Annotated in this window: 10 protein-coding genes; 6 read left to right on the plus strand and 4 right to left on the minus strand. The window is 59.7% G+C overall.

What is annotated here, in order from left to right:
• Positions 1 to 64: 64 nt before the first annotated feature.
• The 4 genes from KTAU_RS18710 to KTAU_RS18725 form a co-directional block, all read right to left on the minus strand.
• Positions 65 to 1,423, minus strand: coding sequence for a polysaccharide deacetylase family protein (locus KTAU_RS18710; protein WP_151729809.1), 1,359 nt, complete (start codon positions 1,421 to 1,423; stop codon positions 65 to 67).
• A gap of 81 nt (positions 1,424 to 1,504) precedes the next feature.
• Positions 1,505 to 2,518, minus strand: a complete 1,014-nt coding sequence (locus KTAU_RS18715) for a Gfo/Idh/MocA family protein (RefSeq protein ID WP_112427277.1) — start codon at positions 2,516 to 2,518, stop codon at positions 1,505 to 1,507.
• Between the two features lie 279 nt (positions 2,519 to 2,797).
• Positions 2,798 to 3,922: a DegT/DnrJ/EryC1/StrS family aminotransferase gene (locus tag KTAU_RS18720; RefSeq protein ID WP_151729810.1), complete on the minus strand. Its 1,125-nt coding sequence runs from the start codon at positions 3,920 to 3,922 to the stop codon at positions 2,798 to 2,800.
• 195 nt (positions 3,923 to 4,117) lie between these two features.
• Positions 4,118 to 4,636, minus strand: coding sequence for a GspE/PulE/PilB domain-containing protein (locus KTAU_RS18725; RefSeq protein WP_151729811.1), 519 nt, complete (start codon positions 4,634 to 4,636; stop codon positions 4,118 to 4,120).
• A gap of 380 nt (positions 4,637 to 5,016) precedes the next feature.
• Between KTAU_RS18725 and KTAU_RS18730 the strand changes: the two genes are divergently transcribed.
• The 6 genes from KTAU_RS18730 to KTAU_RS18755 all read left to right on the plus strand — a co-directional run bounded on the left by KTAU_RS18730 (position 5,017) and on the right by KTAU_RS18755 (position 15,383).
• A complete protein-coding gene (locus KTAU_RS18730) occupies positions 5,017 to 8,397 on the plus strand; it encodes an ATP-binding protein (RefSeq protein ID WP_151729812.1) in 3,381 nt (1,126 codons plus the stop codon).
• 636 nt (positions 8,398 to 9,033) lie between these two features.
• Positions 9,034 to 9,615 (plus strand): VOC family protein, encoded by a 582-nt coding sequence (locus tag KTAU_RS18735; RefSeq protein ID WP_151729813.1) that lies wholly within the window; start codon positions 9,034 to 9,036, stop codon positions 9,613 to 9,615.
• Positions 9,612 to 10,268, plus strand: coding sequence for a GNAT family N-acetyltransferase (locus KTAU_RS18740; protein WP_151729814.1), 657 nt, complete (start codon positions 9,612 to 9,614; stop codon positions 10,266 to 10,268). The genes KTAU_RS18735 and KTAU_RS18740 overlap by 4 nt, the downstream gene beginning before the upstream one ends.
• Positions 10,269 to 10,368: 100 nt before the next feature.
• The gene (locus KTAU_RS18745; protein WP_170293426.1) at positions 10,369 to 11,010 is read left to right on the plus strand and encodes a cyclase family protein; all 642 of its coding nucleotides are present in this window, start codon (positions 10,369 to 10,371) and stop codon (positions 11,008 to 11,010) included.
• 229 nt (positions 11,011 to 11,239) lie between these two features.
• Positions 11,240 to 12,427, plus strand: a complete 1,188-nt coding sequence (gene speB, locus KTAU_RS18750; protein ID WP_151729816.1) for an agmatinase — start codon at positions 11,240 to 11,242, stop codon at positions 12,425 to 12,427.
• A 769-nt stretch (positions 12,428 to 13,196) separates the two neighbouring features.
• Positions 13,197 to 15,383, plus strand: a complete 2,187-nt coding sequence (locus KTAU_RS18755) for a multicopper oxidase family protein (RefSeq protein WP_151729817.1) — start codon at positions 13,197 to 13,199, stop codon at positions 15,381 to 15,383.
• The last annotated feature ends 327 nt before the right edge of the window (positions 15,384 to 15,710 follow it).

Below are 15,710 nucleotides of genomic sequence, written 5' to 3' on the forward strand. Positions count from 1 at the left end.
CCTCCCTTCCTCCTTTGTTCCGACCTGGTCCAAGGACCCTCACTGTTCTGTATGCCCGGGCTAGCTATAGAAGGAGACGACTGGCGCGGGCAACTTCAACAATGCGGAGGAAGAAGTCCTGGATTGTTACCGAGTCGATATCGCTGCTGATGGCCAGAGCGGCGCGATAGGGGGTAGGCCAGGGAGCGAAAGAGAGCAAGGGGGCCGACAGTGCTTCGATCTGGTCAACGAGCTGACGGCGCTGCTCCCGCTGCTCCCGGGGAGAAGCTCCCAGGCCGGCGGGCAGATCCAGAAAAAGGCTATAAGTGGTGGCCTCCTCGGGGCTGGTCTGAGTCACAGCGTAGCCCTGCTCTTGGAGGAAGGCCATGACTGTTGGCGGAGTCGCTGGCGAGAGAGCAATGGCGGGACAGCGCTCGGCCTCAACAAGCCACTCTTGTTGTTGTAGTTCTCCCTGAGCCGTCTGCTTGTCTACGCTGGGGCTGGAGCGGGAGAGCACCGTGAGCTGCTGAGTCTGAACGTTGGCGCGAGGCGAGCTGAGCAGGCGAACCTGCCATCGTTGAGGGCCGGCGGGGGTGAAGTCGAAACGGAACTGGCAGCGCTCGCGCCACCAGCGAGCAATCTCTCCCAGACGAGCGATCCAGACTGGTTCCGGCTGGTGGGTGGCGTAGTCGAGTAGGCCGCGGAGGGCGGTCTGGCAGAGTAAACCGCGCTCAGGATGGAGATTGAGTGTGTACAGACCACCCAAGGCGTAGATGCGTGCCATGACCTCGGACCAGATGGCAGCGATGCGTTGCGGATCAGTGATGCGCAGGCGGTCGAAGAGCATTTCATCGTCGGGGATGCTTGTGGGCAGGCGCACCAGTGATCCCTCGCAATGTGGGCGCAGGTCATAGATACTTGGGGGCACTGCCTGAAACAAATGCAGGGATTTCTCATAGCCACTACGAAGTAGGGGTGAGAGAGCTTCCAGATCGATCACATCGTGAATGACCGCCTCATTGCTTTCATAGGTGAAGCCCAGCGAGGCGAAGATCGCCAGCGCCTCCTCGGTCCAGCCCAGGTAAGGATTGCGGAAGCCGGCAAAGGAGATCTGGCTATGGGTGAAGGCGGTGATGGCCAGGCGTGTCTGGCGCTCCTGCTCCTGGCGTGTCAAGGTGCGATAATCGTTGTGGACGTAGCCGTGAATCCCGATTTCGGCGCCGCTGGCAGCGATCTGGCGCAGCAGGGGAATGTGGCGGCGCAGCACCACGGCGGGGATAAAGAAGGTAGGATAGGCTCCATACTGGCGCAGTGTTGTCACCAGGGCCTGCAAGGCGCGGGCGGTGCGTTGCTCTGTCAGGCCAAAGCGAGCGAAGACCGTCCAAAGGCGACGCAGAAAATTATGCGTGCCCTTCGTCCGCAAAGAAAAGGCGACCAGATTCATTGCAACTTTGCTTCCTTCCCTGATACAGCGCGCTTGGGTCCAAAAAGAAGTGTATAAGGTCTCTGCTGTGCTGCTCTGAACCTAGCTGGCCGGGCTGACTACTGTCAGGGGCTGGCGTGTTTGGTGTTCCAGTTCTTGCTGAGCTGCTGCCAGAATGCGGACGACCTCCAGTCCGACCAGGCCATTTGCACGCGGCTGCCTGCCTGTGCGGATCGCCTCGGCGAAGTCCTCGCACTCCAGGCGGAGTGGCTCGACCCAGTCGATATGTGGAATGGTAATTTCGCCGTTGCGGTAGGAGACAATTGGATCGGCATGTACATCGGCCCCCTTGTTATAGATCTTGAGCATCTCGGCGGGGTTTGTATCGTCATAAACCGCCATGCGCTGGTCGCCGATGACAGTGACGCGGCGGATCTTGCAGGGGTGAAGCCAGCTCACATGAATATGGGCTGTCATGCCGCTGGCGAAAGTCAGATCGAGATGAGCGATATCTGGGATACGCGGCTGGATATGGGCGTGGGCCTGCACGCGCACCCCTGCCGGCTTCTCATTGAGCAGGTAGAGCAGAATAGAGATGTCATGTGGGGCGAGATCCCAAATGACATTGGTGTCCTGACGGAAGAGACCCAGATTCACGCGGATCGCCTCGAAACAATAGATCCTACCCAGATCATTATTGCGGATCAGCTTGCGCAGCTCATTGACTGCCGGGCTGTACTCGAAGGTATGACCGACCATCAAGATGCGCTGTCGCTCCTGGGCCAGGTGGACCAGCTCCTCTGCCTCGATCACGCTCGCGGTCAGAGGCTTTTCGACGAGGACGTGTTTGTCGTGTTGCAGGGCGGCACGAGCAAAAGTGTAGTGGGTACTCACTGGGGTGGCGACGACGACAGCATCCACGTCGGAGCGATAGACTTCCTCAACGGAGGTAGTAAAGCGGGCCCGCGGATGATGGCGCAGCGCGGGTGAGAACTGGCAGGCGGGATTGCTATCGGCAATCAAAGTGACGCTGGCATAGGGGAGCGACTCAAGGTTGCGTGCCAGTCGAGGACCCCAATACCCCCAGCCGATGATAGCGAAGCGCAGTGTTTCCATAACGGTCTACCTCTTCCATTCCATGAACCATACATAGCTCTGGCCAGTGACAGCCAGTCGACGGCTGAGCCAGGCGAAATTGGGCTTACTACCAGGATAGTGGTAACGGCACGGGCTGGCGTCCTGTCAGCAACCCACGCCGGACAAACGACAGTCTTGTGCTCTGGTCCGTAGCGCAGTGGTCTCATTGCAGGGAGGCCCAGCCGAGGGCCAGAAGGCTGACTAAGAATGGAGGGGCCTTCTCGTTCCTCCGGCCTGGCCAGGGGCGGCGTAAACAGCCTAGCGGTCAGCCACAGGTGTGCACAGCGCCAGGCTTTTGTGGACCATCTCCACCACATAAGTCAGCTGCTGCTCCGTTAGCTCGGGATACATTGGCAGCGAGACAACGCGAGCAGCACAGGCCTCGGTCTGTGGGAGATCCCCGCGTTGATAGCCGAGATAGGAGCAGGCTGGCTGTAGATGCAAGGGAAGCGGATAGTGGATACCGGTGCTGATGCCCGCCTGCTCCAGCAAGCGACGAAATTGATCGCGCTGCTCAACCTGGATCACATAGTAGCAATAGACATGGGAGGCCCAGGCCCTGGTCACGGGGAGGGCCGCCATGGTAGTGCGCAGGTGCTCGCTGTAGAAGTGAGCATGTGACTGGCGAGCGGCGTTCCAGCGTTCCAGATAGCGCAGCTTCACGAGCAGCACTGCAGCCTGCAGCTCATCGAGGCGGGCGTTACTGCCCAATAGCTCATGGTGATAGCGAACGCGTGAGCCGTGATCGCGCAGCATGCGCAGGCGCTCCGCCAGCGCTGCGTCGTTAGTCACGCAGATGCCGGCCTCGCCATAGGCGCCCAGATTTTTACTATAGTAGAGACTGAAGCAGCCAATATCGCCCAGGCTGCCGACGCGGCGACCCTGATAAGTAGCGCCGTGGGCCTGAGAGGCATCTTCGATAACGCGCAGCCCGGCGCGGCGCGCAATAGCCAGCAGCGGCTCCATTTCAGCGGGATGGCCATAGAGGTGCACAGGCAACAGCGCGCGCGTGCGGGGCGTCAAAGCTGCGCTGACCTGCGCGGGATCAAGCGTATACGTTTGGGGGTCGATATCCACAAAGACCGGTCTGGCCCCGGCCTGGGCGATTGCTTCAATGGTAGCGATAAAAGTATTGGCTACAGTGATTACCTCATCGCCGGGGCCGATGCCACAGGCGCGCAGGGCCAGCGTCAGGGCATCGGTGCCCGATGAAACTCCGATGCCGTAGCGGCAGCCACAGTAGGCGGCAAATGCCTCCTCGAAAGCAAGGGTATGCGGTCCGAGGAATAACTCCATGTCGGCCAGAACCTCATCCAGGGCCACCCGGACCTCCTCCTTGATCGTCTGATACTGCGCCTGCAGGTCCACCAGTGGTATATGCATAGAAGCCAGCCTCCTGAAATAGCCGTGGTGGCAGCTACCATAGCAAGCGAGCTGAGCAGTGATATGTCGCCAGGGTAGGTGGCTGCCCTGCCTTCTTTTCAAGAAGCACAATATCACCCGCCGGTTTTTGCCTGATGCTTATGCTGGTTGAAATGCGGTGATGCCGGAGAGGCTGCAGCTGTCAGCCTGCCGCTCTCAGAAACGGAGTGGAAGGCGTGATAACGTGCTGAACTGGCGAGGATGAAGAAAATAGGCAGGATGCAGAGCGAGACTCGAGTGACGTTGATCGCGCTCAAGACGCCTGATTGCCAGACGCAGTGAGGACGGAGAAACGAGCACCGGGAAGACAGTACAGGCGGTGATCTCTTCCAGCAGCGTATAAAAAGCGGCGTTGCCTGGACGAGCCAGGGCCACGGTGGCCACGCCCTGGGCAACGCCGATCACCAGGCACTGGTAGCGCCTGGCCACCGGCATAGGAAGCCAACCTCGGTAGCGCAGAGGGACATACCTCAGCGAAGGGAGGCGTGGGAGAGGTCCCTGGCGAACGAGATAGGCCATCTCTTTCAGTGTCCCCATGCTGGCAACGCTCTCTTTTCCCCGTAATGGGGTGTCGCTAGCCAATTGCCCGGCTATGTTATGCTCTTGTCCCTGCTGCGTGACCTCCTCCTGCCCTGAGCGGCTATACTGGCTATGCCAGGCCGATAGACTATGCATGCCGGAGGCATCCTATTATGAAGCTTTTCTTTGATCTTTGAACTGGGAACGTAGTGGCCAGTTCCTGCTTTTTCGCTTGCGTTAAGAAGTGTAGTTTTCAGGCGTGCTGATGAGATGTTGATTGGGAAAAAGATACGGTGTTGTCTCTTCCAGTTGTGTAAAGACTCCGTTGTTTCAGAGATGACAGAGGCAAAGGCTATAGAGGGGTGGTGACCAGCCGTGCCGGGTGCGAAGATGTACTTGCTGGACCTGGAGGGAAGAGAGCAGGGCCGTAATAATGCTCTTGCAAATGCGAAGGGATGGGGATAGAGTAAAAAAATGATCGCTTTCTTCAAGGCAGCGAAGGGATCATTGCAAGCTAAAAACGGCAGTGTACAGCTATGAACATGTCTTCCGGGCAACTGGTTTTCCGTCTTTTGGGTGTTCCCGAAGTACGCATTGCCGGTACACCGTTGGTTTTGCATCATCAGAAAGCGCAGGCGCTCCTCTACTATCTGGCGGCCTCTGAAGGCCCTCAGCCACGTGAGCATCTAGCGGCCTTGTTATGGAGCGATGTGCCTGAAGATAACGCCCGCCATTCGCTGCGCTCCAACTTGTATGTCATTCGTCGTACCCTCCAATCGTATGGCCTGGCCGAGGCGTTAGTGGTCGATGGCCCCTATGTCTCTCTGGCCGAGCAGCTGCTAGTCTGTGACCTGCGACGTTTCCGACATCTCTTCCAGGAGAGCAGCAGGCAAGCTCTGGCGGAGGCGGTGCAGTTATACCGCGGGCGGCTATTGCAGGGCTTTACGCTCAATGGGGCGCCGCTCTTTGATGAGTGGCTGCAGGCAGAGGAGGCGGCTCTTAGCCGGAGCTATCTGACAGCGTTGAGCCGCCTGGCGACCTATGCTGAGCAAGAAGGGCACTGGGAGGAGGCCATAGAATACCTGCAGCGCCTGGTCCACGAAGATCCGTTCTCCGAGGCTGATCAGCGCCGGCTGATTGAGCTATCTCTGCGCTCTGGCTCTCTCGGCAGGGCCTGGCTGCAGTATACTCAATACGAGAGATTTCTGCGGCAGGAACTGGGCCTCCCTCCTCCTGTTGACCTACAGGAGCGTGTGAGAGAGGCTTTGACAAGACGCCGGAGTACTGGGGCCTGTGACGGTGGCCAGGCTGGTAGGGGCGGGCCAGGGTGCTCTGGATCTGGTGGGTCGAGCTGGATGCTGCCTTTTGTCGGGCGTGAGGAAACGCTGAGCCATCTGCTGAAGCTGGCTGCGCAGGTGGCGAGAGCGGGTCAGGGGGCAACGGTCCTGATTCAGGGTGAGGATGGTAGCGGCAAGACGCGGCTATTAGATGAGCTGATGGCGGGGCTAGAGACGCTCTCGGTGCGTTGGATCGTGCTGCGAGGGGCCTGTTCGCCGTTTGATGAATTGCTGGCCTACGGCCCTTTTTGGGAGGCCCTGCAGGGACTGGGCTTAGATCCTCTCGCCGATGCGCTAACGCCAGCCTCACCCGCTCTCGGAAGCGCTCTGCCGGAGGAACAGGGGCGCTTTATGTGGTCGCTCTGGCAGACGCTGCGGACCCTGGCGCACACAGCTCCCTTGCTCCTGGCGATCGACGATCTCCATTGGGCCAATAGCTCGACACTCCAGCTTTTTGGTTTTCTGGCTCTGCGTGTTCACCAGCTGCCTATCCTGCTCATAGGGACCAGTGCCTCGGTTGAGCTGGTCCCAGCTTTGCAGCGTTTGCTGACGCTTGGGCGGCGACATGGGCATGTGCAGGTGCTCTCACTGGGACCGTTGACGCCGGAGGCGGTGACAACTCTGGTAGAGACACTTCGCATCGTGACCTTGCCGGTGGCCTCCACCTTCCCGGCCTGGTTATACGAGCGCTCAGGAGGAAGCCCCTTTATCTTGCTGGAGCTGCTGAGGCAGCTGCAAGCTGATGGGGTCCTGAGCGAGAGCACTGAAGGACTACGACTGGATGTGCGGCGCTGGTTGCAGTGGCGAGCCATGCATGCTCTTCCCGAGACCACCCATGATTTAGTACTCTGGCGCTTGATCGATCTCGATGGTGAGGCTCGCACGCTGCTGGAGGTCCTGGCGATCGCTAACCAGCCCTTGCCCCTAGCCCTTTTGCAGGAGATGCCCGAGATGCGTGAGGCCCCCCTCCTGACTATCGTAGATCAGCTGCTCTGGCGTGGTTTGCTCGTAGAAGCTGCTCCGCGCTGCTATGGCCTCTCACATGCGCTCTTGCGCGAGGCTGTCATGCATCGGCTTAGTCAGGTGCGGACGCAGCAGATTCACCGTGAGCTGGCGGCCATTCTGGAACGATGTCCAGCGCTGCAGCAGGATTTTCCGCGACGGCAGATTGCTCTCCATGCGGTGATGGGGGGCGACAGTGAACGGGCCCGGCGCTATGGACTGCAGATTCTGGATGAACTGGCGCGCGAAAACGTCAGCACGGAGGTGGCTCTCTTCTTGCAGCAGCTCTACGATCTGGTGGCCCCGGCAGCCGCCCTGGAGGAGGAGCTGCGCCTGACGATGGCGCTGGGACAGGTCTACCGTGCCCTGGGACAGCTCCAGCAGGCAGCTGCCTGGTACCGGCGCTACTTGATGCTGGCGCGCCAGCTCAATGATCGCGTAGCCTGGAAGAGCGCCTATTTCGAGCTGGGAGAGCTGGCGCTGATTATGAACGACTATCGTGAGGCCATTGCTTGTGTTGAAGCTGGACTGGCGGTGCCAGATCCTCTCCAGGAGAGCGAACGGTTGGCACTGCTTGCGGCTGGTCAGCGCTTGCTTGGCGCGGCACTGGCAATGGAGGGCAGCGATCTCGTAGCTGCCGAGGAGCATCTCCAGGAGGCGGCGCGTGCGCTCCGCCAGTGTGGCAATCTGGGCGATCTCTGCGCAACTCTCTTTGAGTTGGGCAATATTGCGGCCCAGTATGGCCAGCTGCGTCAGGCTCTGCGTTTCTATGGAGAGGCGGCTGAGGCTGCTCGGGCAACCCATAACTATTATTTTCTGGCCCTCTCCTACAACAATGCGGCCTATCATCATCTCCTCCTGGGAGAACTGGAGGCGGCTAAGGCGTCTTTAGCTGAAGGGCGAAGAATCGCTGAGACTTACGAGCTGCTGGGCGCCCTGCTCCATCTCTCAAGCACGCAGGGGGAGCTGCATCTCTATGCGGGAGAGTGGCGGGCCGCGACCGAAGCCTTTAGTCAGGGGCTGGCTCTGGCTGAAGAGCTGGGCAACCTTGAACGGCAAGCAGGGTATCGAGGGGGCCTGGCTCTCTGTGCGCGCTGTCAAGGGCGCCTGGAGGAGGCGACTGCCCTGCTAGAGGAGGCTCTGGCTCTGATCGATGAGTATGGCTATCACCATCTGCGCACGCGTCTCCAGCTATGGCTGGCTGAGGTCTGGTTGCTGCGTGCTCAACCTGTCGCGGCTGCTCCCTATCTGGAGGCAGCCCTGACCACGGCTCAGCGTCAGCAGCGCCGGCTACTAGCAATGCGAGCGACGGCTTTGTGGGCCTGGTATCGTGCGGCATGCGGAGCCTGGGAGGAAGCCGAGCGACGTTTCCACGAAGCTGCCAGACAGGCCGAAGAACTGGAGCTGCCGCTAGAGCAAGCACGTATCCAGGTGCTCCAGTCCCAGGCGGCGCTGCAAGCGGGATCGTCGGTGCAGCACGAGAAGGCGCGTGTCCTCCTGCAGGAGGCCCAGGGCACGCTGGAAAAGTATCAGGCGCGCGGCGAACTGGCTCAGCTGCCGCTGGCTGCGACATTTTAAGCCTGGCCAGGCATTGACGCTGCGTTGACAGTCGGTGCCTATGCTAAGTAATGGCAGCTTGCCAAACGCGCGTGGAGGGCTACTGGCAGATCTTCGTGTTGGCCCGAGCGAGATCATCGGGGCTCTCCGCGCGCGGTCCCGCAGCTCTTCTGGTGGCTATCGCTCGCCGCGGCGTAGCTATCATTCCAAAACCGAGGAAGGCGAGAATACCGGAGAATGCGGCATGGCTCTCTCCCCCAGGTAAGGCCACAATGCCAGTGGCACCGTAGTCGAGGCGTTGCCTGGCTTTTCCAAGCAGCAGGAGTCAAGGAAGCCTCTAGCTCCTATCGCGAAGATATCTTCCACTAGTCGCACCGAGGCCCCCTCATAGCTGTTATCCTGGTTTGGCTGGACGCGGCAGCGAATCCACCGATTTCAGCTCTGCCTGGCCAGGTGCGTGCTGGACCAGAGGCGGCCTGAGCAGTCCTGCGTTTCAGCCTGATCTGGGCCTGTCTAAGGCTGGCTGGCGTGAGCTTCCTCGGCGAGAGGGAGCGCTCCCCAGGCCCGCAGATAGTTGATCTCGCAAGTCATCTTTCCTTGAGAATATAATATAGCAAGCTGGTAAACACGAGATTGCACTGTCAGGGAAAGTGAGACATGGCAAAACTTCAGGTACAGGGAGTTCACCATATTACCTTTGTTGGCTCCAATCGCGAGGCTATCATCGAATTCTATCGGGACTTCCTCGGCATGCCCCTCATCATGGAGCAGCCCAATCTTGATGTGCCGGAGGAGATCCATCTCTACTTTGATGCTGGTGATGGGCGTCTGATCACCTTCTTTGTGCGACCGGACCGGGCCAATGACCCGACGCCCAACCCCGAGGGCATTGGAAACCTGCACCATTTGGCCTTCACAGTCTCGCGTGCCACCTACAATCAGGTTGCCCGACGACTCAACGAGCGCGGCATCTGGAACACGGGCAACATCGACCGCGGCTTTATGGACTCGATCTACTTCCGTGATCCAAACGGGCAACTGTTGGAGATGGCCTGTTACAAATTTGAACCGCCGCAGGGCTATACCATCGCCGATGTGCTGGCAACAGCTCACAAGCTGCGTGTAGCGGCGGGGGCGTACAATATTCAAGAGGAGCATCTAGCTGAAGCAATTGCCGAACTCAGTCAGCGACGCGCGCCTGCGACGGTAGAAGAGGGAGTGGAGGCGCGCACCCGATGAGTCATGTGGCTGCTTCCGTGGTGCAACACACAGGAACGTTCTGGTTTCTCGATCTTGACCGTCGTCCGATCATGACCAGCTCGCCAGCGCGGCTACCAGCTACCTTTCTGCAGGCTGGCCCGGAGCGTGCTGAAGAGCTGGCGACAGCGATGGAGGTGGCCGATCCCGCTGTAGTAGTGGAGCGCTTTGCACGCGGGTGCCAGTGTTATGTGGCCTATCTGGACGGAGGAAAAATCCTGGCCTCCTATGGCTGGGTCTCCTTCAATCAGGAAGAGATAGGTGAGCTGGGACTCACGATTCGCCTCCGGGCAAGGAGGGCTTATATCTGGGATTGCGCCACCTTGCCGCCATACCGTGGCCGGCGGCTCTATCCTGCCCTGCTCGTCTATATGGCCAGAGTATTACGAGAGCAGGGCCTGCGCCGTCTCTGGATAGGGGCTGACGCCAGCAATTATGCCTCACGGCGTGGCATCGAAGTGGCTGGCTTCCAGGCGGTGGCCGATGTGACGCGCATCGCCGGCGTCGAAATAAAGACGCGCTATCTGCTGCGCCCCCGGCCTGAAGTGCCTGAGGAAGTGCTACAGGATCTGTGCCAGTCCCTCTCACACGAGGTTGAGCTGGTCGCGCCGCCGGGTGAGAGCCGGTCGGCGTGATCGGACGGTGGGCAAGACTGAGAAGGGAGAGCGAGAGCAATCAACCGGTGAGGGATGTTAAAAAGCAACTGGCATGCGAAAGGAGGGAAAGGTCACTCTGATGCAATTCATCGACCTTTCTCATGCAATCGAGCAGGGAATGACGGTCTTCCCTGGTGATCCGGAGCCGCGCGTTGAGGCGGTGGAGACCGAGCCACCTTGGCAGGTGTCGCGTCTGGTGTTGGGGACGCATACCGGTACCCATATTGACGCCGCTTCCCATCTGATACCGGAGGGGAAGACCATTACGCAGTATCCCCCGGAGCGCTTCCTGCTCACTGGCATTGTGGTGTCCCTGGAAGGGTGTGGAGAGGATACGCCAATCCCTGCGGAGGCGCTGCGGCCTCAGCTGAAGGTGCTGCCAGCTGGTGGGGCGGTGCTGCTGCGCACCGGCTGGGACCTCTATTGGAAGAGTGAGCGCTACTTGCGCCATCCCTATCTCTCCCCAGAAGCTGCGCAGCTGCTGGTCGAAGCCGGCGCTTCGCTGGTAGGGATCGATGCCCTCAGTGTCGATTCCAGCGTGCAGGGTACCCGGCATGCTCATACTACCCTGCTGGGCAATGATGTACTCATTGTCGAGAATCTGGCGCGCCTGGATCGGCTGGTCGGCGGTGTCGTCTATCAGTGTTCCTTCCTACCCTTGCCGCTACGGGGCCTTGATGGCTCTCCAGTACGCGCTCTGGCCTGGCGCGCTGCCTCGTGAGCACTGGTGGCCCGCCGTTTAGCCTGCTGACGAGCGGCACGGCGGGCCAGGCCGACTCGAGCGCGTTGCGCGGCCCACTAGCTTGTCAGGCAGATGCTGGTCTGAGCCTGTCCAGGAGCAACGGCTTCTCTTGGTCTCCTGGGTCGGGGATCTTCTCCCGAGATTCTCACTTGAAAAGGAAGAGGACCTTATTTCGTGTTGCGCGGCAACCGGAAAGGATAATCGTAGCATGGTGGACAGAGCGAGCAGCGATCGTGACGAACAGCAAGAGGGGCATCAGAAGCTGCGGAGCGAGGACCTGCGGGGCACATGGGCCATGCGCTGGCAGGCTCAGCAGCAGGAAGGGGCGGAGGTCAGCGCGCGGCGAGAGCAAGCCCGGCGCTATGGGCTGGAGGCGGCAGCCAGCATTGAGGATCGCAACCTCACCCTCTTTCGACGCGAACCCTGGACGTTAGGCGGAGGGACAGGAGAGGCTACCTTTCTGCAGGTGCCCTTTCTTCGTGATATGCAGCAGCTTGGGGGGCAGGATGTGGTCATCGTCGGGGTGCCCCTGGACAGCGGTACCACCTACCGCCCAGGGGCGCGCTTCGGGCCGGCGGCTATTCGGCGGGCCTCCGCTCTGAGCTATGGCTACAATCCCGAGCGTGGCCTTGATCTGCACGAAGCCCTGGTTATGGTTGACGCTGGCGATATCCAGGTTATCCCCTCGCACATCGAGAAGAGCTTCGATCAGATCACGCGCGCTCTCAGCTACATCGTCGAGCGAGGAGCCTTCCCTGTGGTCCTTGGCGGCGACCACTCCATTGGCTACGCCACTCTGCGTGGAGTCGCGCCACATGTTGAGGGCAAGCTGGGCGTGATCCACTTTGACCGGCACAGCGACCTGAGCGAGCGGACCTACGACGAGCGCATGCATGCCTCGCCTTTCTTTCATGCCACCACCCTGCCGAATGTGCCCCCCACCAACCTGGTGCAGATCGGTATCGGTGGCTGGACTGGCTCCAAGAAAGGCATGCGCCTGGCCCATGAGCGGCAGGCAACCGTGATCACGCTCGACGACATCGATCGCTATGGTATCGAGCGTATCATGGAGTACGCGCTAGAGGTTGCCTGGAAAGGAGCGAGTGCGGTCTGGCTCTCCTTTGATATTGATGTGGTGGACCCGGCCTTTGCTCCGGGAACAGGAACGCCCGAGCCAGGGGGATTACTACCACGTGAGGTCTTTAGAATGGTCCGTCTGGCGGCGCGTGAGGGCCTGCGAGGTATGGAGCTGGTGGAGGTGGCCCCTCCCTATGATGTGGCCGATCTGACAGCTCTGCTTGCTGGACGGATCATCATGGAGGTGCTGGGGGCTTTGGTCGCCCAGGGTAAACTGGGACGCTGGCCAAAACCAGACGGCCTGCCGCAGGACCGCTAGCTTTGTCGGTTGCCGGCACCGGGCTTCTCTACAAAGGAGAAGGCAAGGACCCACCATGTCCCTATGACCCCAAGGGCATGGGAAAGATGAATAGCTCTTCTGTCGTGAGGAGAGGCGCCCTGGCCTCAACTATAGCTGAGAACCTGAGATCGCCAGGTCCTCGACTGCTGTATCACCTACGAAAAAGGCATGGCATGCTAGCAGAGCTTTTGCTGAAAAATATTTCATAAGCAATGCTCTCTTGACAATACGTGACGGCCTTTTTTTACCCTATCAATGGGGAGTCTGCTACTCTCTCACCGTGCCAGGGCCAGTGAGGGACAACAGGGACGAGCCTTCCTCACGGCTCTACTCTCAAAGGTCTCAGTTGCTTGTATATATACACAATGGATCGAAAACATAGCCATTGTGTAATCCTTCATTCATCGCCCCTCCCAGCGGAAAGGACCTCGCGAGACTATCCCCCAGAGAACAGAGGAAGAGCCAAGCGCAACACGAGTTCCTCGCTTCCTGTGACATGGCTTGCCTCGAGCGACTGGCCTGGCAAGGGAGCCCGAGACGCTGCATACTCGCTTGTTCTCTACAATGATCCCTGGTCTGACCGGTCTCTCGTTACTCCTCTGATTCTTCTTTTTGTCCCTCTTGTTCAGCAGGAAGCCGGCTACACCAGAGTTTGTTGCTCCTTTTATTTCATAAGACAGTTCCCTGTAATGCAGCTTGCAAGGAGTACTCGCTTTATCGAAACGTCCTTGGAAAGGAGCATCAGCATATGCCGACTCGCAGGCAGCTACTCAAAATTGGTGCTGCCCTGGGTTTCGGAGGTCTACTTCCCCTCTCGCTGCCTAGGGCTTCGCGTGTCTCTGCCTCGCTACGTGTTGCCCAGACACCCTTGCCGGGGGCTGAGATCCCGCAGTTTGTCGAGCCGTTGCCCACCTTTGCCGGTTCTCGGGTCAGTGCCTCTCAGCTTCAGGTGCACATAGTCGAATTTCAGCAGCACATTCTGCCGACCAGTTGCTATGCCCGCCTCAGTCCCCCTTTCAGCGCTGGTACCTATGTCTGGGGCTACCAGATAGGTGAGCGCCCGCCGCACTACCCTGGCTACACTATCGAGGCACGGCAGGGGGTGCCTACCATTGTGACCTATGTCAATGCTCTACCGTTAGCGCATCAATCGAAGCTTTTGCCACTCCTTACTGTTGACCAGACCATTCACTGGGCTGATCCATTAGGGCAAATGGGTTCGACCGCGCCTTTTGCAGGGGCTTTTCCGACGGTGGTCCATTTGCATGGTGGCGAAGTTCCTTCCGCCTTTGATGGGGCGCCCGAAGCCTGGTTTACCTCCGATGGACGGCATGGCAAAGGTTACTGCACTGCTAGGCCGACGGCACCGAATGCCGCGGTCTATTGGTATCCCAACAGGCAGCCAGCGACGACGCTCTGGTTCCACGATCACACACTGGGCGTGACCCGTTTGACCCTCTTCGCGGGGCTGGAGGCCTTTTATCTGATCCGCGATGCCCACGATACCGGGCGGCCAGACAATCCGCTCGGTCTGCCGGCTGGTGCCCAGGAGATTGAGCTGATGATCCAGGATCGGCAGTTTGACACGCATGGGCAGTTGCTCTTTCCCGATGGGACGCCGCCCAACAATCCCACTGGCCTCAATGGGACACCGCCCAATCCCTCTATTCATCCTTACTGGATTCCCGAGTTCTTCGGCGATGTCATTGTCGTCAATGGTAAAGCCTGGCCCTATCTGAATGTCCAGCCGCGGCGCTATCGCTTTCGCTTTGTGAATGCGGCCAATGCTCGCTTCTTCCAGATGCGGCTGGTCGATGCCCTGAGCCAGGAGCCAGGGCCGATCTTCTGGCAGATTGGCACGGATGGAGGCCTGCTTGACAGGCCAGTCAAGCTCAATGACCCTCAAGATAGGACCTCGCCGTCGCTCTTGCTGGCCCCGGCAGAGCGAGCCGATGTGATCATTGACTTTGCTCCCTATGCTGGTCGGACCTTGCTCTTGATCAACAGCGCACCGGCCCCCTTCCCTGACGGCGACCCGCCTGATCCGGCTACCAACGGGCGGATCATGCAGATTCGGGTCTCGCTGCCCTTGTCAGAGGCGGACAGGACCTACAATCCGGCCAGCGGTCTGTCGCTGCGGGGAGGAGTCCGCCAGCCGCCGGTGCTGGTGCGCCTGGCTAATCCTCAGACGGGTATGCTGGCGGCGGAAGTGAAGCCCGCGGTCAGACGGCAACTGGTACTTGTTGAGGTGGAAGGACCGGGCGGGCCTGTCGAGGTGCTGGTCAATAACACCAAGTGGAGCGGTATGCGCGAGGGGAGCGGTCAGCCAGTGCCAGGGTCTCAGCCCGACAGGCAGGGGCAGGGGAGTTACCTGACCGAGTTGCCGCGTGTTGGGGCAACCGAGATCTGGGAGGTCGTGAACCTCACTGAGGATGCTCATCCCATTCATATTCATCTTGTCCAGTTCCAGCTGCTCAATCGCCAGGCGTTGGATGTTGAGGGTTATCGAGCGCATTACGACTCACTCTTCCCTGGGGGGACCTATAACGGTCTCCGCTCAGATGGTTCCTGGGGGCCGGTACAATATCCGCCGGGGGTCTTTATTCCGGGCTATGGTCCTCCCTTGCCCTATAGCCGGCCAAACGCCCGGGGCGCGCTGGGCGGCAATCCCGATGTGACGCCGTATCTGCGCGGCCCGCTGCTGCTTCCTGACGCGGGTGAAGATGGCTGGAAAGACACCATCAAGATGTATCCCGGCCAGGTCACACGTCTGGTCGTGCGCTGGGCGCCGATCACGACGCCGCTCAAAGAGGTTAGTCCGGGTCAAAATCTCTATCCCTTTGATCCTACCCAGGGGCCAGGCTACGTCTGGCATTGTCACATCCTTGATCACGAGGATAACGAGATGATGCGCCCGTATCTGCCAGTGCCCTAGCAACTCCGCTGAGTTAGCATTGCCGGGTTTTCCTCTTTATACTCTTTGAATGCGATACAATACCTCCTGCATGAAGGAGCGGCGCGTCTGCTCACTCGCCAGTAGCCAGCTGTGCCAGGGAGAGAAGGAAAGAGCGAGGAAATATCACTGAGGCAGTGAAGTGGGCGCAGTCCCCTCGCTCCTTCCTTACCAGGGCCAACAGTGCTCGTTGGGGAAGGGGAGAATATCTAGCCAGCATTGCCAACGAGTTGTACCCTGATCCAGGGCCTGGCTGTGGCTGACCATCGGCAGCAGCGCGGCCAGGCCCTCCCCGTGTTCACTGGATGG

Source organism: Thermogemmatispora aurantia (genome assembly GCF_008974285.1).
GTDB lineage: Bacteria > Chloroflexota > Ktedonobacteria > Ktedonobacterales > Ktedonobacteraceae > Thermogemmatispora > Thermogemmatispora aurantia.